Genomic DNA, 22,191 nt, shown 5'->3' with positions numbered 1-22,191 from the left:
GCGCGTTCCCCCAGGGGCCAGGGGAACACGCGCCAAGCGCCGCGACCGGCATGACACCGCCGCGATGTGAGGTGACCGCTGATGCAGCCGGCGGTCAATCCGCCTGTTTGCGCAAGAACGCGGGGATGTCGAAATGGTCCATCCCGGCGCCTTCCAGGGCGCGCACCTGGGCCGAAGCGTGGGTGCGCGGATTGCGGATCACCGAAGGCACGTCGGTGCCCGAGAAATCATGCCCCAGGTGCATGGGCTGGTCATCCGTCCCGGTGCGTTGGGCCTCGGCCGGCGTGGCCACCAGCTGCGGGCGGCTGTTGGTCGCGCCCAGGCCGGTGGCGACCACCGTCACGCGCAGGTTCTCGCCCATGGACTCATCGTAGGCCGTGCCGAAAATCACGGTGGCTTCCTCGGAGGCATAGCTGCGGATGGTTTCCATGATTTCACGCGTTTCGCGCATCTTCAGGCTGCGGCTGGCCGTGATGTTGACCAGGATGCCGCGCGCGCCGTGCAGATCCACGCCTTCCAGCAAGGGGCAGGCAATCGCCTGTTCGGCGGCCACGCGCGCCCGATCCGCGCCGGCGGCCATGGCGGTGCCCATCATGGCCTGGCCCTGCTCGCCCATGATGGTCTTGACGTCCTCGAAGTCCACGTTGACGTTGCCTTCGACATTGATGATCTCGGCAATCCCGGCGCAGGCATTGTGCAGCACATCATCGGCCGCCTGGAAGCAATCTTCCTGGGTGGCATCGTCGTCCATCAGGTCGTACAGGTTCTCGTTCAGCACCACCACCAGAGAATGCACATGGCGCGAAAGTTCGCGGATGCCCTCCTCGGCCAGGCGCATGCGCTTGTTGCCCTCGAAAACAAAGGGCTTGGTCACGACGCCGACCGTCAAAATGCCCAACTCCTTGGCGACTTCGGCCACCACGGGGCCCGCCCCGGTGCCGGTGCCGCCCCCCATGCCGGCCGTGATGAACACCATGTGCGCCCCATTCAGCGCGGCGCGGATTTCCTCGCGCGCGGTCTCGGCCGCCGCGCGGCCCTGATCCGGCTTGGCGCCGGCGCCCAGGCCAGTGCGCCCCAGACGGATCTGCACCGGGGCCTCACTGGTGGCCAGCGCCTGGGCATCGGTATTGGCGCAGATGAATTCCACCCCTTGCACCCCGGCGTGAATCATATGGGCCACGGCATTCCCGCCGGCACCCCCGACCCCGACGACCTTGATCACAGTCCCGTTGCGGCTGGTATCCAGCATTTCAAAACTCATCATGTTCGACTCCCTCACATACGGATAAACAAAACATTTCCCCTGATAGTTCACGCGGCCCGATGGGCTAGTTCATGAACCATTCCTTCATGCGCGTCAGAACGGACTTGACCGCCCCTTTCTGCTGCGCCACTTTGCGACCGCGCGCCCGCTGCATGCGGGCCTCGGTCAACAATCCCATGACCGTCGAGAAGCGCGGGTTGCGCATCACGTCGGCCAGGCTTCCCTCGTACATCGGCACGGCGATCCGCACCGGCTTGAGGAAAACATCTTCGGCCAGCTCGACCATGCCCGGCATCAGGGCGGTTCCGCCCGTCAACACGACCCCCGAGGCCAGCAGTTCCTCGTACCCGGACTCGCGCACCACTTGCTGCACGAATCCGAACAATTCTTCCATGCGCGGCTCGATCACCGCCCCCAGGGCCTGGCGCTTGACGCTGCGATTGGGGCGGTCGCCCAGGCCCGGCACCTCGATCATCTGCTCGGCATCCACCAGAATCTGCTTGGCCACGCCATGGCGCAGCTTGATTTCCTCGGCATCCGGCGTGGGGGTGCGCAGCATGGCGGCAATATCGCTGGTGACTTGATCGCCGGCGATCGGCACCACCGACGTATGGCGAATGGCCCCGCCGGTGTAGATCGCAATGTCCGTCGTGCCGCCGCCGATGTCCACCAGCACCACGCCCAGTTCTTTTTCGTCGGCCGTCAGGCACGACAGGCTGGAGGCCAGCGGCTGCAGGATCAGATCCTGGACTTCCAGGCCGCAGCGGCGCACGCACTTGACGATGTTCTGCGCCGCGCTGACCGCCCCCGTGACGATATGCACGCGGACTTCCAGGCGCATGCCGCTCATGCCGATGGGTTCGCGGATATCATCCTGGGCATCGACGATGAATTCCTGCGTCAGCACGTGCAGCACCTGCTGATCCGTCGGGATATTGACGGCTTTGGCGGTTTCCACCACGCGGGCGACATCCGTGGCCGTGACTTCCTTGTCCTTCACGGCCACCATACCGCTGGAATTGAAGCTGGTGATGTGGCTGCCCGCAATCCCGGTATAGACTTCGCGGATCTTGCAATCGGCCATCAATTCGGCTTCTTCCAGGGCGCGCTGGATGGAATTCACGGTCGATTCGATATTGACGACCACCCCTTTGCGCATGCCTTCGGATTCGTGCTGGCCCAGGCCCAGCACTTCAAAACCGCCATCGGGCGAAATTTCGGCGACGACAGCCACCACCTTGCTGGTGCCGATATCCAATGCAACGATCAGGTCTTTGATGTCACGAGTCATGGTTTGGGTGGTTTAGATTGAGCAGCGGTTTCAGGGGCCAGCGTGATGGCATACCCGTTGGGGTAGCGCAGATCCGCGCTGGCAATCAGGCGGTCGCCCAGGCGGCGGGTCAGCGCCGGCCAGGTCTGGACAAAACGTTCTATGCGGGCGGCGAAGGGCAAGGCCCCCGAGCGCCCATGGGGATCGGCCGCATCGGCCGCCGGATCGCGCCCCAGGTTGAGCTGGATGCCATCGGACAAGGCCAGTTCCCAGGCATAGCGCGGCGTCAGCGTCGCCTCGCGCACGCGCAGGCCCAGCGGGGCGAACCAGCGGGCGATCTCGGCATAACGCTGCACCACCAGCCGCTCGGAATTCACCGGGCCGTTCAGTTGCGGCAGCGAGACATCGTCGGGCAGGTCTCCCGCATTGGCGGTGAAGGCCTCGCCCCAGGTATTGATCATCTGGTTTTCGTTCCACAGCGCCAGGGGCTGCTGTTCCTCGACCCGCACAAGCAAGGTCGACGGCCAGACCCGGCGCACGGCCGCATGGCGCACCCAGGGGACGGTCTCGATCTGGCGGCGCACCTGATCCAGATCCAGCAGGAAAAAATTGCCCTGCACCCGGCCCTGCAGCGCCGCCTGCATGCCGCTGGGAGAAACATATTGCAGACGGGCGTCGCTCATGGGCGCCAATTCGATCCGGTCGATCGCAAAATAAGGCCGCCGGATCGTCCACGCCAGCGCGCCAATCAGCATCGCAGACACCGCCAGCAAGGCCAGCAGGTTGGCAATCAGATTGGTCAATCGGGCGTCGGCGAACATCAGCGGCTCCATCGGTCACTGGCCGGCCACGCGGCGCACCTTGCAGCGCGCCGTGGCCAGGATGGCCACACACAGGTCGGCATAGCTCATGCCCACGGCTTTGGCGGCCATCGGCATCAGCGAATGGCTGGTCATCCCCGGCGACGTGTTCATTTCCAGCAGCCAGGGCCGATTCTGGCCATCCAGCATCAGGTCGGCCCGCGCCCAGCCCTCGCAGCCCAGCACCCGATAGGCCTGGACAGACAGCGCCTGGATTTCCCGGCTCAAGTCCGGCGGCAGATCGGCGGGGCAAAAATACTGTGTCTCGCTGGAAACATACTTGTGCTCGAAATCGAAATTCCCCTGGGGCGCCCGGATTTCGATCACTGGCAAGGCCCGCGCCTGATCCGCACTGCCCAGCAGCGCGACGGTCAGCTCGCGCCCCCGGATCAACGGCTCGGCCAAGGCCAGGTCATCGTGCCGGCACGCCAGTTCCAGGGCGGCTGGCAACTGTTCGCCGGTTTCGACCCGCGTCAGGCCCAGTGACGACCCTTCATGGGGCGGCTTGACGATCAGGGGCAGGCCCAGGGCCTGCACGGCGGGCAGATCGGCCGCCGTGCCGTACACGGCGAAGGCCGGCGTGGGCAGGCCATGCTGCAGCCACAGACGTTTGGTGGCGATCTTGTCCATGGTCAAAGCGGACGCCAGCACCCCGCTGCCGGTGTAGGGGATGCCCAGCATTTCCAGGGCGCCCTGAATGGTGCCATCCTCGCCATAGCGCCCATGCAGGGCGATGAAAACCCGGTCGAAGCCGGCATCGGCCAGTTCGCCCAGGCTTTGGCGGCCCGTGTCGAACCCATGGGCATCGACCCCCGCCTCCCGCAGGGCCTGGCAAATGCCCTGGCCCGAAATCAAGGATACTTCGCGTTCGGCGGAAACCCCGCCATACAAGACGCCGACCCGGCCAAATGCTGTGGTCATAGCGGACTCCCTAACTGAGCGGGCACGCGGCTGATCGTCCCCGCGCCCATGATGATCACCACATCGCCGTCCCGGGCGAAGTCCTGGATGGCCGCGGCCATGTCGCCGACGTCCTCGATGAAGACGGGCTCGACCTTGCCCGCCACCCGCAGGCCGCGCGCCAGCGCCCGGCCATCCGCCGCAACCAGCGGGGGCTCGCCCGCCGCATAGACTTCGGACAGCAAGACGGCATCGGCTTGACTGAGCACCCGCACGAAGTCTTCGAAGCAATCGCGCGTGCGCGTATAGCGGTGCGGCTGAAAGGCCAGCACGATCCGCCGATCGGGCCACGCCCCCCGGGCCGCGGCCAAGGTGGCCGCCATCTCGACGGGGTGGTGGCCGTAGTCGTCGACCACGCTGTAGCGCCCGCCGCCCTGGCGCGCAGCCACCGCGAAATCCCCGATCTGGGTAAAGCGCCGCCCCACCCCGCGAAACTGTGCCAAGGACTCCACGATGGCCTCGTCGGCCACGCCCAGCTCGGTGGCCACGGCAATGGTGGCCAGGGCATTGAGCACATTGTGCCGCCCCGGCAGATTCAAGCAGATATTCAGCGGCGCCAGCGCGCCCCGGGAACCCTGGCGCTCGGCCACGAAGCACATCGAAGTGCCCTCGGCCCGCAGATCATGGGCGCGCACCTGGGCGGGCGCATCAATGCCATACGTGGTGATGGGCCGCGAGACAAAGGGCATGATCTCGCGCACATTGGGATCGTCCAGACACAGGATGGCGCTGCCATAGAACGGCAGGCGCTGGGTGAATTCGACAAACGCGCTTTTCAGGCGGGCCACATCGTGACCATAGGTATCCATGTGATCCAGGTCGATATTGGTGATGATGGCCATGACCGGCAGCAGGTTCAGAAACGAAGCGTCCGATTCGTCGGCCTCGACCACGATGTATTCCCCCTGCCCCAGGCGGGCGTTGGCATCGGCGGCGTTCAAGCGCCCCCCGATCACAAAGGTGGGATCCAGGCCGCCCGCCGCCAGCACGCTGGCCACCAGGCTGGTGGTCGTGGTCTTGCCATGGGTGCCGGCCACGGCGATGCCGCGCTTCAGGCGCATGAGTTCGGCCAGCATCAGGGCGCGCGGCACCACCGGCACATGGGCGGCGCGGGCGGCCAGCACCTCGGGGTTGTCGCCGTGGATGGCGGTCGACGTCACGATGGCCCCCGCCCCCTGGATGTGCTCGGCGGCGTGGCCAATGCGGATGGCGGCCCCCAGGGCGGCCAGGCGGCGGGTGACGGCGGTTTCCTGCACGTCCGACCCGCTGACGGCATAGCCCAGATTCAACAGCACCTCGGCGATGCCGCTCATGCCCGCGCCGCCGATGCCGACAAAATGCAAATGATGGATACGATGTTTCATGCCGATTCCTCTTTGGTATGGACGCAGGCTTCGGCAATCAGCTGCGTGGCGTTCAAGCTGGCATGTTCGCGGGCGTGCCGGGCCACTTCGGACAATTCATCCCGGTTGCGGGAGGCCAGCCAATCGGCCAGCACGCCGGGGGCCAGATCAGCCTGCGGCATCAACCAGCCGCCCTGGCAGTCCGATAAAAACCGGGCATTGGCGGTCTGGTGATCGTCGATCGCCGACGGCAGGGGAATGAACAGCGCCGCCACGCCGACGGCGGCCACCTCGGCCACCGTCATGGCCCCGGCGCGGCAGATGACCAGATCCGCGTCGGCCAGCGCCTGCGCCATGTCGTCGATGAACGCCACGGTCTGCGCCTGCAGGCCCAGGCGAGCATAGTGCTGCTGCACGGCCTGCAGGTGGCGGGCGCCGGTCTGATGCACTACCCGCGGGCGCGCCGCCTGATCCATCAAGGCCAGGGCATCGGGCACCAGGGCGTTGATGCGGGCCGCGCCCTGACTGCCCCCCAGAACCAGCACGCGCAATCCCCCCTGGCGCGCGCCATAGCGCTGCGCCGCCGGGGCGACGGACAACAAGGCCCGGCGCACCGGATTGCCCACCATGACGGCGCCCGGCAGCGCCCCGGGAAACCCCGCCAAGCTGCGGCGGGCCAGGCGCGCCAGCAGCCGGTTGGCGGATCCCGCCACGGCATTCTGCTCATGGATGACCAGCGGGATACCGCTCAGGCGCGCCATCAGGCCCCCCGGCACCGCCGCATAGCCGCCCATCCCCAGAACCACGTCCGGGCGATGCCGGCGCAGCAGGCGATGCGCCCGCAGGCAGGCCACCGCCAGCGCGAAGGGCAGCTTGGCCCAGGCCAGCGGGCCTTTGCCGCGCACCCCGCCAAAACGCAGCGGCAGCAGGGTAATCCCCTGCGCGGGCACCAAGCGGCCCTCCATGCGCTCGGGGTCGCCCAGCCACAGCACGCGCCAGCCCTGGGCGCGCAGATGATCGGCCACGGCCAACCCGGGCATGATATGCCCGCCGGTGCCGCCCGCCATGATGAGGATCAGCGGCTGGGTCATCGGCGTTTCCCCCGCATCATGCCGCGAGTTTCAAAATCGACCCGCAGCAGCAGGGCGATCCCGACCAGGTTCAGCACGACGCCCGATCCGCCATAGCTGACCAGCGGCAGCGTCAAGCCCTTGGTGGGCAGCAGGCCCAGGCATACCCCCATGTTGATGAAGGCCTGCACCCCCATCCACAAGGCCACGCCCTGGGCCACCAGGCCATCGAAGACGCGATCCAGCACCATGGCCTGGCGGGCGATGTCGAAACCGCGCAGCACCACGAAGGCAAATACCGCCACCAGGCAGGCCACCCCCACGAAGCCCAGTTCTTCGCCGATCACGGCGACGATGAAGTCCGTATGGGCCTCGGGCAGGTAATGCAGTTTCTCGATGCTGGCCCCCAGGCCCACGCCGAACCATTCGCCGCGCCCCAGCGCGATCAGGGAATGCGACAGCTGGTAGGCGCTGCCATAGGTGTTTTCTGGATTCCAGGGATCCAGGTACACGAACAGGCGCTCGCGGCGCCAGGGGGAAAGCCAGATCAGCAGCATGAAGCATGACATCACCCCCGTCAGCAGCGTGGCGAACAGCTTCAAGTTGATGCCGCCGATGAATAGAATACCGACGGCCACGGCGCCGATCACGATGAAGGCGCCCAGATCGGGTTCCAGCAACAGCAAGAGTCCCACGACGCTCAACGTCGCCGCCATGGGCAGAAAGCCGCGCAGAAAGCCCTGCAGGTGGTCGCGCTTGCGCACGACATAATCGGCGGCAAACAGCACCACGGCGACCTTCATCAGTTCGGACGGCTGGAAATTGACCGGCCCGAAAGGCAGCCAGCGGCGCGCCCCATTGACCTCGCGCCCGATGCCGGGCACCAGCACGATCACCAGCAGCAGCAAGGTCAGGGCAAACAGGGGCAGCGCCAGTTTTTGCCAGACCCGCATGGGGAGGCTGGCGGTGAACAGGGCCGCCAACAGACCCAGCACGATGAACACCGCATGGCGGCCGACGAAATAAAACCGCCCGTAGCTTTCATAGCGCGGGCCGTCGGCCAGCGCGATGGAAGCCGAATACACCATCAGCAAGCCGAACAGCACCAGGGCGCTGACCGCCACGATCAGCCCCAGATCGACGCTGGACATGGTGGTGCGCCCGGGCGGCACGGTGTTCAGACTGGCCAGCACGCTCATGCCACCGCCCCCCGATCCGCCGCCAAATCGCGCACAGCGGCCACAAAGCAGGCGCTGCGGTGGGCGTAATTGCGAAACATGTCCATGCTGGCGCAAGCAGGCGACAGCAAGACGGCATCCCCCGCCTTGGCCATATCGAGGCTTTTTTGCACGGCGTTTTCCAGGCTGTCGCAGGCCAGCAGCGGCACCCCCCCGTCAGCCAGGACCCGGCCGATCAACGGGCCGTCCTGGCCGATCAGCAGCACAGCGCGCGCATGCGCCCGAACGGCCGGCAGCAAAGGCGAAAAATCCTGCCCCTTGCCCAGGCCGCCGGCAATCAGCACCACGGGCCGACCCAGGCCCTGCAGCGCCGCCAGCGTCGCCCCGACATTGGTGCCCTTGCTGTCGTCGATGAAATCCACCCCGTCGATCGACTGGATGAACTCGGTGCGGTGGGCTTCGCCCCGGTAGCTGCGCAAGGCATGCAGCATGGCGGCCGGATCCAGGCCCGCGGCGCCCCCCAGGGCCAGGGCCGCCTGGGCATTCAGCGCATTGTGCCGCCCGCGGATTTGCAGGGCATCGGCGGGCATCAGCGCCTGCGCGGCCCCGGCGGGCCGGCCCACAACCGGGGCCGCGCCGGCCTTGCGCCGTGCGGGCGCGGGCGCCGCCCGCACGGCAGGCGTCGCCACCCACGCCAGCCAGTCCAGCCCATTGCGGGCCCACAGGCCCAGATCGCCCTCGCGTTCGGGCGCATCCAGGCCAAAGCTGCGCACGTCGGCGGCGGCCGGATCATCCACCATGGCGGCCACCAGGGCATCCGCGCGGTTGACCACGCGCACGCGGCTCATGGCCAGCAAGCGGGCCTTGGCGGCGGCATAGGCCGCCATCGACCCATGCCAGTCCAGATGATCTTGCGTCACGTTCAGAACCACGCCCGCATCGGCAGCCAGGGAAACCGTGGATTCCAACTGGAAACTGGACAATTCCAGCACCCAGACGTCGGGCAGGTCATCGGCCGACAGCGCCGCTTGCAGGCTGGCCAGGGCGGCCGGGCCGATATTGCCGGCGGCGCGAACCCGGCGCCCGCCGGCTTCGGCCAGGTGGCGCACCAGGGCGGTCACGGTGGTCTTGCCATTGGTGCCCGTCACCGCCAGCACGATGGGCGCGTAGCCCTGGGGTTTCAGGTCGTTCAAGGCCCGCGCAAAGAGTTCGATTTCCCCCAGCACGTCGATGCCCCGGCCCCGCGCCGTGGCCAGCAGGCCGGACAGCGGCGGCTGGTGCGGACTCAGACCGGGGCTGAGTACCACCGTGGTCACGCCGTCCAGCACCGCGTCCCGCAGGGCGTCGTCGCCCAGCCGCATATCCGCCGCAATCCCCGCCGCGTGCAACTCCGCCAGCCCGCCGGGGTTCTGCCGGGTATCGGCCACCCGCAGGCTGATACCCAGGCCGGCGCACCAGCGGGCGGCGGCCACGCCGGTTTCCCCCAGCCCCAGGATCAGGGTCAGGCCATCGTCGCGCAGCGAGGGGAAGCGATAAGGCGTATTCATCGTAATTTAAGGCTGGACAGGCCGATCAGCACCAACATCATGGTGATGATCCAGAAGCGCACCACGACCTGGGTTTCTTTCCAGCCGGATACCTCGAAATGGTGATGCAGGGGGGCCATGCGGAAAAACCGCCGGCCCTCGCCATAGCGTTTCTTGGTGTATTTGAACCAGCCCACCTGCAGCATGACCGACAGGGTTTCCACCACGAACACCCCGCCCATGATGAACAGCACGATTTCCTGGCGCACGATCACAGCGATCGTGCCCAGGGCGCCCCCCAGGGCCAAGGCGCCCACGTCACCCATGAAGACCTGGGCCGGGTATGTGTTGAACCACAGGAAAGCCAGCCCGGCCCCCGCAATGGCGGCGCACAGCACCATCAGCTCGGACGCGCCGGGAATATAGGGGAACAACAGGTATTTGGAATAATCGACTCGGCCCACGACATAGGCGAAAATCCCCAATGCGGAACCGATCATCACCGTGGGCATGATCGCCAGGCCATCCAGGCCGTCGGTCAGGTTGACGGCATTGCTGGTGCCCACGATCACCAGCCAGGTCAGCGCGACGAAACCGAACACGCCCAGGGGATAGCGCACGCTCTTGAAAAACGGCACGATCAGGTCGGCCCGCGACGGCAAAGGCATGGAAAACCCGCTCAACACCCAATCGCGGAACAAGGGCCACAACTCGGTATTGGCGGGAACCGAGACAGCGAAGCTCAGGTAGATGGCCGCCACCATGCCGATCAGGGCCTGCCAGAAGAATTTCTGCCGGGCGGGCATGCCCTCCGGGTCGTGGTGCACCACTTTCCGGTAGTCGTCCGCCCAGCCGATCCAGCCAAAGCCGAACGTCACCAGCAGAACCACCCAGACAAAGCGATTCGTCCAGTCCGCCCACAGCAGCGTGCTCGTCGCAATGGCGATCAGGATCAAGGCTCCCCCCATCGTGGGCGTGCCGTTTTTCTGCAAGTGCGTCTGCGGGCCGTAACTGCGCACGGCTTGGCCGATCTTCATGGCCGTCAGGCGGCGGATCAGCCACGGCCCCGCCAGCAGCCCGATGGCCAGCGCCGTGGCCGACGCCAGCAGGGCCCGGAACGTGATGTATTCGACGACACCGAAAGCGCGAAAATGATGATCGGACAGCCAGCGGGCGAGCTCAAGCAGCATGGCCGTCCTCCGGGGGCGCGGGCTGGGCCTGCAGGGCCTGCACGACGCGCTCCATGCGCATGCTGCGCGAGCCCTTGACGAGAATATGCGCGGGCCGCGCCGCCAGCAGCGCCGTCAACAGGGCATCGAGCTCGTCGAACGCCTGGGCGCCTTCGCCGAAGACGCGAACGGCCTCCCGGCTGGCCACGCCCAGGGTCAGCAACACCTGCACGCCGCACTGGCGGGCATAGGCGCCCACTTCGGCATGCATGGCCGCCCCCTGATCGCCCACTTCGGCCATATCGCCCAGCACCAGCACGCGCCGGCCATCCAGCCCGGCCAGCACGTCGATGGCGGCGCGCACGGAATCGGGATTGGCATTGTAAGTATCGTCGATCAGCTGGAAACCATCGGCCAGCGCCTGCGGACGCATGCGCCCGCCCACGGGCCGGAACGCGCCCAGGCCCGCGGCGATCACCGCCATCGGCGCCCCCGCGGCGGCGGCGCAGGCGGCGGCGGCCAAGGCATTGTGCAGATTGTGGCGGCCCGGCGCATGCAGCGTCACCATCACGGATTCGCGGCCAATGTGCAGACGGAATTCCGTTTGCTCCATGCCCGCATGGATTTGCGCGGCGGACACCGGCGCGCCGTCGCCAAACCCGAAACGCCGCACGGCGCGCGCGCCCGCCAGCGCCTGCCAAGTCGCGCTGTAGGGGTCGTCATCCGGGAACACCGCGACCCCCTGGGCCGGCAAGGCCGACAGCACCGCGCCGTTTTCCTCGGCCACGGCCTGCACGGAACACATGAATTCCTGGTGCTCGCGCTGGGCATTGTTGACCAGCGCCACCGTCGGCTGGGCGATCGCCGCCAGCAAGGCGATTTCACCGGGATGGTTCATGCCCAGTTCGAGCACGGCGGCGCGGTGCTCGGCCCGCAGCCGCAGAACCGACAAGGGCAGGCCGATGTCGTTATTGAAATTGCCCTGGGTCGCCAGGCGCCCGGCGTCGCCCCACCAGGCCGCCAGGATGGCACTGAGCATTTCCTTGGTCGTGGTCTTGCCATTGCTGCCCGTGACCGCAATCACCGGGATGTCGAACAGACGGCGCCACACCGTGGCCATGTGGCTCAAGGCCCGGCGGGTATTGCCCAAGACGATTTGCGGCAGATCGACGCCCGGAACGCGTTCGGCAACAATCGCCGCCCGCGCGCCCGCCTGGCGGGCGGCGTCCAGGTAATCATGGCCGTCGAAGCGCTCGCCACGCAGCGCCAGGAACAAGGCCCCGGCGGACAGTTGGCGGCTGTCGGTGGACAAAGGCTGGCCATGCTGCCAGGTCAAGGCGAAACGCGCCCATTCGCGGTCGTCGAAGGGGCTGCGAACACCCTGGACTTCCTGGTAGGTTTCGTGTCCCTTGCCCGCCAGCAGCACCACGTCCTGGGGGCTGGCGCGCCACAGGGTGTCCAGGATGGCCGTCGCCCGGTCGATCTGCACCCGCGCCCCCGCCGGCATGCCGGCCACGATGGCATCCGCAATGGATTGCGGGTCTTCGGTGCGCGGGTTGTCCGTGGTGACGATGGCCACATCGGCCAGACGGCCGGCGACTTCACCCATGAGCGGGCGCTTGCCGGGATCGCGGTCGCCGCCGCAGCCAAACACGCACAGCAGCCGCCCGCCCCGTCCCCGGGCCAGGGGCCGCAAGGCCACCAGCACCCGCTCCAGGGCATCGGGCGTATGGGCGTAATCCACCACCACCAGCGGCTGCCCCGCCGTCCCGCCCCCCACGGCGCCGACCAGCTGCAGGCGGCCCGGCACCGGCTTCAGGACGGACAGCGCCCGCGCCGTGGGGCTCAGTCCCCAGCCCAATTCACGCAGGACGCCCGCCACCAGCAGCAAGTTGGACACATTGTGCTCGCCCACCAGGGGGGCCAGCAGCTGCACCCGCCCGCTGGGCGTAACCAGGTTGAACATCAGGCCATCCGCGCCATGCTGGATGTCCTCGGCCCGGAAGCCGGCGGCCTCGTTGCCATTCAGGCTGTAGCCCACCCGGTGGGTCTCGCCGGGCAGCGCCGCCAACAACTCGGCGCCCGCCGCATCGTCGGCGTTGATGACCGCGCTGCGCAGCCCGGGACGCGCAAACAGGGCGAATTTCGCCTGTTTGTAGTGCGCGAGCGTGCCGTGGTAATCCAGGTGATCGCGGGTCAGATTGGTAAAGCCCGCCACCTGCACGTGCACCCCATCCAGCCGGCCCTGCTGGATACCGATGGACGAGGCCTCGATGGCGGCAGCCTGCCCGCCCGCCTGCGCGATGGCCGCCAGGCTGCGATGCAAGGTCAGGACATCCGGCGTGGTCAGCACCCCGCCCAGGTTGCGGCCATCCGCCAGGGTGACCCCCAGCGTGCCCACCGTGCCGCAGGGCATGCCCCCGGCATTCAGGGCATCGGCCAGCCAGCGCGTGGTGGACGTCTTGCCATTGGTGCCGGTGACGGCAATGACGGCCAGGGCGTCCGACGGCCGGCCATACCACAGGTGGGCGACCTCGCCCAGCAAGGTGTTCAGGCCATCGACCCGCAGCAGGGGCACCCCGGAGACCTCCGGCGGCGGGCCGCCCGCCGCGCACACCAGGGCGGCCGCCCCGGCATCCACAGCCTGCCGCACGTAGGCGCGGCCATCGCCGGCCACGCCCGGGCAGGCGAAAAACACATCGCCGGGCTGGATTTGGCGGGAGTCCAGGCACAGGTGGGCCTGGCGGTTCACGTGTTCGTCCAGCCAGGCCAAAATATCAATTGCATTCATGGTGTACGTCCCCCCTGCCCCGCCACCGCCACCAGCGCATCCACCGGGGCATCGGGCCGCACACCCAGGCGGCGCAAGGTACTGGAAACAATATCTGAAAAAACGGGTGCGGCCACGCGGCCGCCATAATACCCCCCCGCACTGGGTTCATCTATGGAGACCGCCACCACGATGCGCGGCTCGGACACGGGCGCCAGGCCCACGAAAGAACCTCGGTATTTCGTCGTGCTGTACTGGCCGTTGACGATCTTGCGGGCCGTGCCGCTCTTGCCCGCGACCCGATACCCTTGCACCTGGGCGCGGCGCGCGCCGTCGGGCCCGGCGGCGGCTTCCAGCATGCCGCGCATCAGCAACGCCACCTCGGGCGAATAAACCTGCGCGCTGGTGGGCTTGCCCTCGCGGCGCAGCAGCGACAGGGACACCATGTCGCCATGGCGCGCAAAGGCCGTATAGGCATGCGCGACCTGAATCAGCGACACGGACAAGCCATAGCCATAGGCCATGGTGGCGCGCTCGATGGGCCGCCACCGCTGCCAGGGCCGCAGCCGTCCCGCCGCCATGCCGGGGAAATCCGTCTGCGGCACGCGGCCAAAGCCCAGCTCGGAAAACTTGGTCCACATGGACTTCGAATCCAGCAACTCGGAAATCATGGTCATCCCGACGTTGCTGGAGTGCTGGATGATGCCGCCCACGTCCAGCACGCCGTACCGGCCCACATCGGAAATCAGCGCCCCCTGATAGCGGTAGCGCCCGTTGCCCGTATCGAAGCGGGTCTTGTTCGTCACCTTGCCTTCATCCAGCGCCAGGGCGGCCGTGAACGGCTTCATGATGGAGCCGGGCTCGAAGGTATCGGTCATGACCCGGTTGCGCAGCGCCTGGCCGGTCCGCTGCGCGCTGTCGTTGGGGTCGAACGTGGGCAAATTGACCATGGCCAGGATTTCGCCCGTCTGGACATCCACCACGATCGCCGCCGCCGCCCGGGCCTTGTGCTCCCGCATGGCTTCTTCCAGGGCGGTATACGTGTCGAACTGGATGGCGGCGTCGATGGACAGACGCAGGTTCTGGCCGTCCACCGGCGGCACCACAGCCTGCACGTCCTCGACCACCCGTCCCAGGCGATCCTTGATGACCCGCCGCGAACCCGGCTGCCCGGACAGGCGGTCGTTGAACGCCAGCTCGATGCCTTCGATCCCCCGATCCTCGATATTGGTGAAGCCCACGATATGCGCCATGACCTCGCCTTCGGGATAGACGCGGCGGGTCTCCGGCAATTGCTGCACGCCGGGGATTTTCAACTGACGGATCTGGTCGGCGACATCCAGCGCCACTTGCCGCTGCAGGTAGACGAAGTTCTTGCCTTCATCCTGGGTGCGCTGGCGGATATCCTGGGCGCTCATGCCCAGCAGGCGGGCCAGCGACGTCACCTGCGCGTCCGTCGCCTTGTGGAAGTCCTCGGGAATCGCCCAGACCGCCCGGGCCGGCATGCTGGAGGCCAGCACCACCGAGCCGCTGCGATCGAATATCTTGCCACGCGAGGCGGGCAGCACCAGCGTGCGCTCGTAGCGGCGCTCGCCCTGGCGCTGCAGGAATTCATTGGACAGGATTTGCAGGCTGACCGCCTTGACGACCAGCGCCGCGAACGCCAACATCAGCACGATGACCACCAGGCGGGCGCGCCAGAACGCCGGACGCCCCGCCAGCACCGGACTTTCATGAAAGCCGAAGCGTTTCATCTGGGCCTCCCTTCCGGGGCGGGGGTGGGGGCCGGCAGGTAGATCGTGCGATCCGGCGTCACGGGGATCAGGTGCAGCTCGGTTCTGGCCAGGGCGCTGACGCGGGCGTTGCGGGCCAGTTCGGCGCGCTCCAGCTGCAGGCGCCGCCATTCGGAATCCAGTTCCTGGGCCTGGGACTTCAGGCGTTCAGAGGAAACGAACAGCTCACGCGTCTGAAACCGCACGGTCACCAGGGAAATCGCCGACCCCATGAGCAGCACCGCCAGCAAGAGCACGACCCGGATCACCGTCCCCCCCCCCGGCCACCCCGGGCCGCGGGCCGCCGGCCCGGCAAATGCACCAGACGGCTGGCCTGTTCGCTGTCCAAGGGGCGATCCGTGCGCGCCGCCACACGCATCACGGCGGATCGCGCGCGCACGTTGTCGCGCACCTCGTCCGCATCGGCCCGCACCTTGCCCAGCAGCGACACCCACGGCTGCGGCATATCTTTCTCGGGGATGGGCAAACGCGCCTGCGCCTGCCCGGGATGGGCCGCCGCCGCCAGGCATTGCTTGACCAGGCGGTCTTCCAGGGAATGAAAGCTGATGACGGCCAGGCGCCCGCCGGGGCGCAAATGACTCAAAGCGGCCGGGAGGGCGCGCGCGAGTTCTTCAAGCTCCGCATTGATGTGAATCCGTATAGCCTGAAAGGTGCGGGTGGCCGGGTGTTGACCCTTTTCGCGCGTGCGGACGACACCGGCGACGAGCTGGGCCAATTCGCCCGTGGTGCGCAGCGGGCGGGATTCGCGGCCCGCAACAATCGCCTTTGCAATCTGGAAAGCAAACCGTTCTTCGCCATAATGAGCAATGACCTCCTTGATCTGATCTTGGTCCGCCTGGGCCAGCCATTCGGCGGCCGTCTGGCCCCGCGTGGTGTCCATGCGCATGTCCAGCGGGCCGTCCCGCATGAAAGAAAACCCGCGGGCGGCATCGTCGATCTGCGGCGAGGACACCCCCAAATCCAGCAAGACGCCGTCCACGGCGGACAGGCCCAGCCGATCCAGCTGGGCGGGCAGCGTTGCAAAGCCATCGTGAATGACCTCGACCCGGGCATCCTGCTGGCGCAGGGCCTGCGCCGCAGCGATCGCCACGGGGTCTTTGTCGAAAACCAGCAGCCGGGCCCCCGGCGCAAGCCGCTGCAGCAGCAGGCGGCTATGCCCGCCCCGCCCGAACGTGCCATCCACGAACACCCCCTCGCACGGCGGCGCGGCCAGCGGCGCGCGGCGACCGAACGCAGGGCTTAACAATGCGTCGATCGCCGGTTCCAACAGAACGGTACGGTGGGAATACGCCATGGGGGAATTCAGAAAGAGATCTGCTCAAGGACGGCTGGGTCCAGCTGTTTGACATCCTGCAGGCTGCGCGCCTCCCATTGCTCGCGATCCCACAGCTCGAAATTGGACCCCAGCCCCAACAGCATGACTTCGCGCGTCAGGCCCGCCGCCGCCCGCAATTCGGGCGACACCAGGATACGACCCGCCCCGTCCATTTCCACATCCAGCGCACTGCCCAGCAACAGCCGCTGCAAAGGGCGGGCGCTGGCCGGCAAAGCGGCAATCTGGGTGCGTTTTGCCTCCCAGATCGAACGGGGATAAAGGATCAGGCAGCCATCGGGGTGGCGAGTGAGCGTCAAGCCCCCGCGTTCGTCGGCCAGCAACGCGTCACGATACCGGGCCGGAATCGACATCCGGCCCTTGGCATCCAGCGTCAGCGCGTTGCTCCCCTGAAACACGAGGGTGGTTCTCCCACTTTGGTCCACAAAATTCTACTTTTCCCCACTCTACGGTATCTCATGACCCGGGTCAAGCCGGAAATCCGAATTTATCCAATGACAACAAGCACTTACAATCTTTTCCCATTTAGATTCAAAAATAAAAACGATGAAAAATCAATGGATTGCAGGTTGAATTGAATGTCCTTTGTAAAAAGAAAACGTGACAAAGCGCTGCCAACCGCCCGGCCAACCGACGTCATCGTTGTACGCCTTGCCCAAAGCCCTGGTTTGGCGCCCGGATACCGGACTCGAAAGCACCCGGGCTTTTTACACGTTTGTCTGTCTGGTATCCGCCAAGCAAAAGGCGACTCTCCCTGTCGGATCGTCCCATTTCCCGGCCTGCGGCGCGCCGCCGGTTCTTGTGCTCATTCGGGACGGCGGGGGCGCGATGGCGCTGGGCGGCACCCTGCCGCTTGCGCGCGTCCGGGCCTGCGGCGGCGGGCGCAGTATGGAACGCGGCATCATCTCGGCCCTTCCCCTGGCGCGCGTCCGCGCATGCGGCGGCCCGCCGCATGCGCGGCATTGACTATGGGCGAAACGAGAAAAGCGGAACAGATCTATAGGCCGGATTTTGTACGCCGGGCACGCCCGGCGGGCAATCATTCCTCTGGTCAGGCCATTGCTGGCGTGATCTAGCCATCTACCCGCATGCTCGGGCGGGCCGCCCTGTCGGCCAAAGGCCGGCGCATGCCTATTTGATGTTGCTCCAGATAGAGGTTGCCGCGTTTCACCCTGCCATGCCCCGCCAACGCATTGGCGAGCAGTACGGAGTGGCCGTACCCGTGTGCCCGAAGGCACCCGCATGACAGACTCGTCTCTGTGGCCCTATTCCTCGGCTTGCCGGTAAAGGCTTGCCGGACGGCTGTTAGCCGCTATCTTGCCCGATGGAGTCCGGACCTTCCTCGGGGCATGCGCCCCGCGATTGCCCGATCTGCCCCGCAGACGCATTGTACGTCAGTGCGCCGCCCGATTGGGCCGCGCCGCGAGACATCCAGAGGCCGGGGGCCTGTCAGGCCCGGCGCAAACTGCGACAATGGCGTTTTGGCCCGCCATGATGGCCGGCCTGCGTTTTCGAGATTGCATTGATATGTCTGACACCCTGCTGGCGCTGACCCAGGCGCAGCTGGCCTATGGCCACCATCCGCTGCTGGATCACGCCGACCTGGCCCTGCAAAGCGGCGAACGCATCGGCCTGATCGGCCGCAATGGCGCGGGCAAATCCTCCCTGCTGCGCGTGCTGGACGGCCGCACCCAGCTGGACGACGGCGACGTCCGCCGGCAAAAAGGCCTGCGGGTGGCGACGGTGGAACAAGAGCCCAGCCTGCCCGAAGACCAGACCATTCTGCAGTACCTGCAAGGCGACTATCTGGCCGCTGAAGACTGGTCGCGCGGCGCACGCGCCGCCGCCCTCATTGATTCCCTCGGCCTGGCGGGCGACCTGCCGATCGCGGGCCTGTCCGGCGGCACCCGCAAGCGCGTCGCCCTAGCCCGGGCGCTGGTCGAAGAACCCAACCTGCTCTTGCTGGACGAACCCACCAACCACCTGGACTTCGATGGCATCGCCTGGCTGGAGACCTTGCTGCGCCAGGCCCGCATGACCCTCGTTCTGATCACCCACGACCGGCGCTTCCTGGACGCGGTCGCCACCCGCATCATCGAACTGGACCGGGGCCAGCTATTCAGCTTCCCCGGCAATTTTTCCGACTGGCAAACGCGCAAGGCGCAGTGGCTGGAAGCCGAACAACAGGCCAACGCCCGCTTCGACAAACTGCTGTCCCAGGAAGAAGTCTGGATTCGCAAAGGCATCGAAGCCCGGCGCACCCGCAACGAAGGCCGCGTGCGCCGCCTGGAAGCCCTGCGCCGCGAACGCGCCGCCCGGCGCGACCAGCAAGGCCAGGTGCGCTTTGCCGTCGGCGACGGCCAGCGCTCGGGCAAGCAAGTGGCCGAACTCGAACACGTCACCCACGGCTTTGGCGACCGCATCCTGATCCGCGACTTCAGCACCCTGATCCTGCGCGGCGACCGCATCGGCCTGATCGGCCCCAACGGCGCGGGCAAAACCACGCTGCTGCGCATCCTGCTGGGCGAACTTGCCCCCCGGCAAGGCACGGTGCGCCTGGGCACCAATCTGTCCATCGGCTACTTCGACCAGATGCGCGACCGCCTGGACGAATCCGCCACCCTGGCCGACACCATCAGCCCCGGCAGCGAATGGGTGGAAATCGGCGCCCAGCGCAAGCACGTCATGAGCTACCTGGAAGACTTCCTGTTCCCCGCCGCCCGCGCCCATTCCCCCGTATCCAGCCTGTCCGGCGGCGAGCGCGCCCGCCTGGCCCTGGCCCGCATGTTCGCCCAGCCGCACAACGTGCTGGTGCTGGACGAACCCACCAACGACCTGGACATCGACACCCTCGAACTGCTGGAAAACCTGTTGCAGGACTACCAGGGCACGGTGCTGCTGGTCAGCCACGACCGCAGCTTCCTGGACAACGTCGTCACCCAGACCATCGCCGCCGAAGCCGACGGCCACTGGCAGGAATACGTCGGCGGCTACGCCGAGTGGGAAGCCCAGCGCCCCCGGCCATCCGCGCTACCCGAGCAGCCCGCGCTGTCTGCGGCTGGCGACGCGGCCAAAACAGCTGCGGCGCCCGACGACGGCCAGCGCCGCAGCCAGGCCGCGCCGGACGCGGCCCCGGCCCCCGCCCAGGCCGAACGCCCGCGCCGCAACCGCCTGGCGCCCTGGGAAGCCGAAGAACTGGCCAGCCTACCCGACCAGATTGCCGCCCTGGAAGCCGAACAGGCCGAACTCGCCGGCGCGCTGTCCAACCCGGATCTATACCGTGACGGCCCCGAAGAAGCCGCCCGCATTCAAACCGCCCTGGATACCCTGGCCGCCCAACTGGACGCCCTGTTCGAGCGCTGGGCTGCCCTGGAAGACAAGCGCGGCGAAACCTGACCCGCCGGGCGCGCCACCCACGCGCCCGGCGTCAAGCGCCGTCAACCGGCGCAACCTGGCGCCGGGGGTCGCTGTTCCCCTGCGCCCCCGCCCCTCTAAGCCACCACCCGCCAGGCCAACGCCTCTCCCGCCGCCAGCGGCACCAATTCATCCCCGCCCATCGGCAGCGTGTCCGGCACCACCTCCGGCTCACGCGTCAGGGTCAGCATCCCCGCATTCACCGGCAGCCCATAAAACCCCGGCCCATTCAGACTGGCAAAGGCCTCCAGCCGATCCAGCCGCCCCACGGACTCGAACGCCGCCGCATACAAAGCCATCGCATGGCGCGCCGTATAGCACCCCGCGCAGCCGCAGTCCTGCTCCTTCGCCCCGCGCGGGTGCGGCGCGCTGTCCGTCCCCAGGAAAAACCGCGCTTCTCCGCTGGTGGCCGCATCCAGCAGCGCCAGGCGATGGCGCTCACGCTTCAGAACCGGCAGACAGTACCAATGCGGCCGCAGCCCGCCCTTGAACAGGGCATTGCGGTTATACAGCAGATGATGCGCCGTGATCGTGGCCGCCACCGGCCCTTCGGCCTGCCGCACATACGCCACCCCCTCGGCCGTGGTCAGGTGCTCGAACACCACTTTCAGGGCAGGGTAAGCCTGGCGCAGCGGCCGCATCACCCGGTCGATGAACACCGCCTCCCGGTCGAACAGATCCACGGCGGGGTCGGTGACTTCGCCATGAACCAGCAAAGGCAGGCCCACGCGCTGCATTTCATCCAGCACCGCGCGGCAATGGGCCAGCAGATCGGTCACCCCCGCGTCCGAATGCGTCGTGGCGCCCGCCGGATAGAGCTTGACCCCATGCACCACCCCGCTGTCCTTGGCCCGGCGGATTTCCGCCGGCGCGGTGTTGTCCGTCAGGTATAAAGTCATCAGCGGCTGGAAATCGGCCTGGGACAAGCCGCATGCCCGCAGCGCCTCGACGATCCGGCCCCGATACGCCAAGGCATCCGCGGTCGTCAGCACGGGCGGCTTCAAATTGGGCATGATGATGGCGCGCCCGAACTGCCTGGCGGAATCCGATACGACGTCCCGCAGGACCTCGCCATCGCGCAAATGCAGATGCCAATCATCCGGGCGCGCCAGCGTCAGGGTTTGCGCGCCGGACGCCACGGGGGCCACAGGATGGCCCGGATGAGAAGGTTCAGAGATCATTTTTGCTACACCAGAGGAAAAAGCTGAATTATTTTGAGGGGGCGCTTTGTCTTTCGCGGTAACACGCGTTAAGCTTCGGGGGCAATTCTTTTAATCAAGTAGGAGCCTGTTTCATGGCAACCACAGCTAAACCCGCACGCAAGCCAAATGCGGCCTTCATGAAACCACTGACCCCCAGCGAAACTCTGGCTGCGGTCATTGGCAACGAAGCCGTGCCGCGCACAGAAGTGACCAAGCGCATCTGGGAATACATTAAAAAACACGACCTGCAAGACCCGGCAAACCGCCGCAACATCAACGCCGATGACAAGCTGCGCCCGCTGTTTGGCAAAGACCAGGTTTCCATGTTTGAACTGACCAAACTGGTCAGCCAGCATCTGAAGTAAGCCGATTTTCGCCCAGGCCCGACCCATCGGGCCCCGGGGTGGTTCCGCAACCGGACATCCCCCCAAAAGGGCAGTTCGGGCGGCAGCGGGATGCGGCGTCAAACGACGGCATCCCGGCCCCCGACAGGCCGCAGCCCGTGGCCTAGAGCCCCGGCAAAGGGGTCTCCCCCGAAAAATGGGCCAGCCAGCCCTTGATCAGGCGGTAGATCAGCCAGATATACACCACCAGGCCCGTGACATAGCCCACAAAGATCAAGGCCAATGCGGCGCTGATCACCAGCCACAGCAAGCCCCACCAAAACGTGCGGATGATCCAATCAATGTGGCCCGCATGGACGGTGCCCACCATGTCGCCGCGCTTAAGATAAGCCATCACCACGGCGGCGATGGCGGTTGCCCCCAAGAAGCCCGCCGATAGAACCCCGATGGCGAACAAGGCATACATGACATGTATCAGCTGACCTTGCGACAAGCCGGGGCTGGCGTGGAAATCAGGGGTGTTCTCGTCTTGCATCATGAAGTCTCCAGGGCGGGCAATCGCCACAATTGATCGGAGACCATTCTAACGAATTTGCCGCCACAAAGACAAAACCCCCACAGCGGATAAGCTGCGGGGGTTTTGCGGTATAAAAGCCTGACGATGACCTACTTTCACAGGTGTCCACCCACTATCA

Annotated in this window: 18 protein-coding genes and 1 other RNA gene; 2 read left to right on the top strand and 17 right to left on the bottom strand. The window is 66.7% G+C overall.

Going from position 1 to position 22,191, the window contains the following annotated elements; genetic code table 11:
- Positions 1-94: 94 nt before the first annotated feature.
- From ftsZ to rnpB, 15 genes are all read right to left on the bottom strand, one after another.
- Positions 95-1,264 carry a cell division protein FtsZ gene (ftsZ, locus tag ACMHYJ_RS15575; RefSeq protein WP_414247110.1) on the bottom strand — a complete coding sequence of 390 codons (1,170 nt, stop codon included), beginning with the start codon at positions 1,262-1,264 and terminating at the stop codon, positions 95-97.
- 64 nt (positions 1,265-1,328) lie between these two features.
- A complete protein-coding gene (gene ftsA, locus ACMHYJ_RS15570) occupies positions 1,329-2,555 on the bottom strand; it encodes a cell division protein FtsA (protein WP_414247109.1) in 1,227 nt (408 codons plus the stop codon).
- Positions 2,552-3,355, bottom strand: coding sequence for a cell division protein FtsQ/DivIB (locus ACMHYJ_RS15565; RefSeq protein WP_414247108.1), 804 nt, complete (start codon positions 3,353-3,355; stop codon positions 2,552-2,554). Before ACMHYJ_RS15565 ends, ftsA begins: the two co-directional genes overlap by 4 nt.
- Before the next feature lie 15 nt (positions 3,356-3,370).
- Positions 3,371-4,315 carry a D-alanine--D-alanine ligase gene (locus ACMHYJ_RS15560; RefSeq protein WP_414247107.1) on the bottom strand — a complete coding sequence of 315 codons (945 nt, stop codon included), beginning with the start codon at positions 4,313-4,315 and terminating at the stop codon, positions 3,371-3,373.
- Complete coding sequence (gene murC, locus ACMHYJ_RS15555; RefSeq protein WP_414247106.1) at positions 4,312-5,718, bottom strand: UDP-N-acetylmuramate--L-alanine ligase; 1,407 nt, start codon at positions 5,716-5,718, stop codon at positions 4,312-4,314. The genes ACMHYJ_RS15560 and murC overlap by 4 nt, the downstream gene beginning before the upstream one ends.
- The gene (gene murG, locus ACMHYJ_RS15550; protein WP_414247105.1) at positions 5,715-6,788 is read right to left on the bottom strand and encodes an undecaprenyldiphospho-muramoylpentapeptide beta-N-acetylglucosaminyltransferase; all 1,074 of its coding nucleotides are present in this window, start codon (positions 6,786-6,788) and stop codon (positions 5,715-5,717) included. Before murG ends, murC begins: the two co-directional genes overlap by 4 nt.
- A complete protein-coding gene (ftsW, locus tag ACMHYJ_RS15545; RefSeq protein ID WP_414247104.1) occupies positions 6,785-7,966 on the bottom strand; it encodes a putative lipid II flippase FtsW in 1,182 nt (393 codons plus the stop codon). Before ftsW ends, murG begins: the two co-directional genes overlap by 4 nt.
- Complete coding sequence (gene murD / locus ACMHYJ_RS15540; protein WP_414247103.1) at positions 7,963-9,492, bottom strand: UDP-N-acetylmuramoyl-L-alanine--D-glutamate ligase; 1,530 nt, start codon at positions 9,490-9,492, stop codon at positions 7,963-7,965. Before murD ends, ftsW begins: the two co-directional genes overlap by 4 nt.
- On the bottom strand, positions 9,489-10,661 hold the full coding sequence (gene mraY, locus ACMHYJ_RS15535) for a phospho-N-acetylmuramoyl-pentapeptide-transferase (RefSeq protein WP_414247102.1): 1,173 nt from the start codon (positions 10,659-10,661) through the stop codon (positions 9,489-9,491). Before mraY ends, murD begins: the two co-directional genes overlap by 4 nt.
- Positions 10,651-13,431 (bottom strand): bifunctional UDP-N-acetylmuramoyl-L-alanyl-D-glutamate--2,6-diaminopimelate ligase MurE/UDP-N-acetylmuramoyl-tripeptide--D-alanyl-D-alanine ligase MurF, encoded by a 2,781-nt coding sequence (gene murF, locus ACMHYJ_RS15530; protein ID WP_414247101.1) that lies wholly within the window; start codon positions 13,429-13,431, stop codon positions 10,651-10,653. Before murF ends, mraY begins: the two co-directional genes overlap by 11 nt.
- The gene (locus ACMHYJ_RS15525) at positions 13,428-15,164 is read right to left on the bottom strand and encodes a peptidoglycan D,D-transpeptidase FtsI family protein (RefSeq protein WP_414247100.1); all 1,737 of its coding nucleotides are present in this window, start codon (positions 15,162-15,164) and stop codon (positions 13,428-13,430) included. Before ACMHYJ_RS15525 ends, murF begins: the two co-directional genes overlap by 4 nt.
- Entirely contained in the window at positions 15,161-15,415 is a 255-nt protein-coding gene (ftsL, locus tag ACMHYJ_RS15520) for a cell division protein FtsL (RefSeq protein WP_414247138.1), read from the bottom strand. The genes ACMHYJ_RS15525 and ftsL overlap by 4 nt, the downstream gene beginning before the upstream one ends.
- Positions 15,416-15,447: 32 nt before the next feature.
- On the bottom strand, positions 15,448-16,497 hold the full coding sequence (rsmH, locus tag ACMHYJ_RS15515; protein ID WP_414247099.1) for a 16S rRNA (cytosine(1402)-N(4))-methyltransferase RsmH: 1,050 nt from the start codon (positions 16,495-16,497) through the stop codon (positions 15,448-15,450).
- Between the two features lie 8 nt (positions 16,498-16,505).
- Positions 16,506-16,934, bottom strand: a complete 429-nt coding sequence (mraZ, locus tag ACMHYJ_RS15510; RefSeq protein WP_414247098.1) for a division/cell wall cluster transcriptional repressor MraZ — start codon at positions 16,932-16,934, stop codon at positions 16,506-16,508.
- A gap of 586 nt (positions 16,935-17,520) precedes the next feature.
- Positions 17,521-17,914: RNase P RNA component class A (rnpB, locus tag ACMHYJ_RS15505), an RNA gene on the bottom strand.
- Between the two features lie 149 nt (positions 17,915-18,063).
- On the opposite strand from rnpB, the gene ACMHYJ_RS15500 reads away from it, so the two are divergent.
- Positions 18,064-19,932 carry an ABC-F family ATP-binding cassette domain-containing protein gene (locus ACMHYJ_RS15500; RefSeq protein ID WP_414247097.1) on the top strand — a complete coding sequence of 623 codons (1,869 nt, stop codon included), beginning with the start codon at positions 18,064-18,066 and terminating at the stop codon, positions 19,930-19,932.
- A 95-nt stretch (positions 19,933-20,027) separates the two neighbouring features.
- Here the strand turns inward: ACMHYJ_RS15500 and pyrC are convergent, their stop codons facing one another.
- On the bottom strand, positions 20,028-21,131 hold the full coding sequence (pyrC, locus tag ACMHYJ_RS15495; RefSeq protein WP_414247096.1) for a dihydroorotase: 1,104 nt from the start codon (positions 21,129-21,131) through the stop codon (positions 20,028-20,030).
- Positions 21,132-21,244: 113 nt separating this feature from the next.
- On the opposite strand from pyrC, the gene ACMHYJ_RS15490 reads away from it, so the two are divergent.
- Positions 21,245-21,517: an SWIB/MDM2 domain-containing protein gene (locus tag ACMHYJ_RS15490; protein ID WP_414247095.1), complete on the top strand. Its 273-nt coding sequence runs from the start codon at positions 21,245-21,247 to the stop codon at positions 21,515-21,517.
- A gap of 142 nt (positions 21,518-21,659) precedes the next feature.
- Here ACMHYJ_RS15490 and ACMHYJ_RS15485 read toward each other — a convergent pair whose 3' ends face one another.
- Positions 21,660-22,034: a DUF4870 family protein gene (locus tag ACMHYJ_RS15485; RefSeq protein WP_414247094.1), complete on the bottom strand. Its 375-nt coding sequence runs from the start codon at positions 22,032-22,034 to the stop codon at positions 21,660-21,662.
- Positions 22,035-22,191: the final 157 nt, after the last annotated feature.

The organism is Castellaniella hirudinis, from assembly GCF_047468865.1.
Classification (GTDB): domain Bacteria; phylum Pseudomonadota; class Gammaproteobacteria; order Burkholderiales; family Burkholderiaceae_B; genus Castellaniella; species Castellaniella hirudinis_A.
The sequence above is the reverse complement of the archived record's forward strand: the minus strand, read 5'-3'. Positions and strand labels throughout refer to the sequence as shown.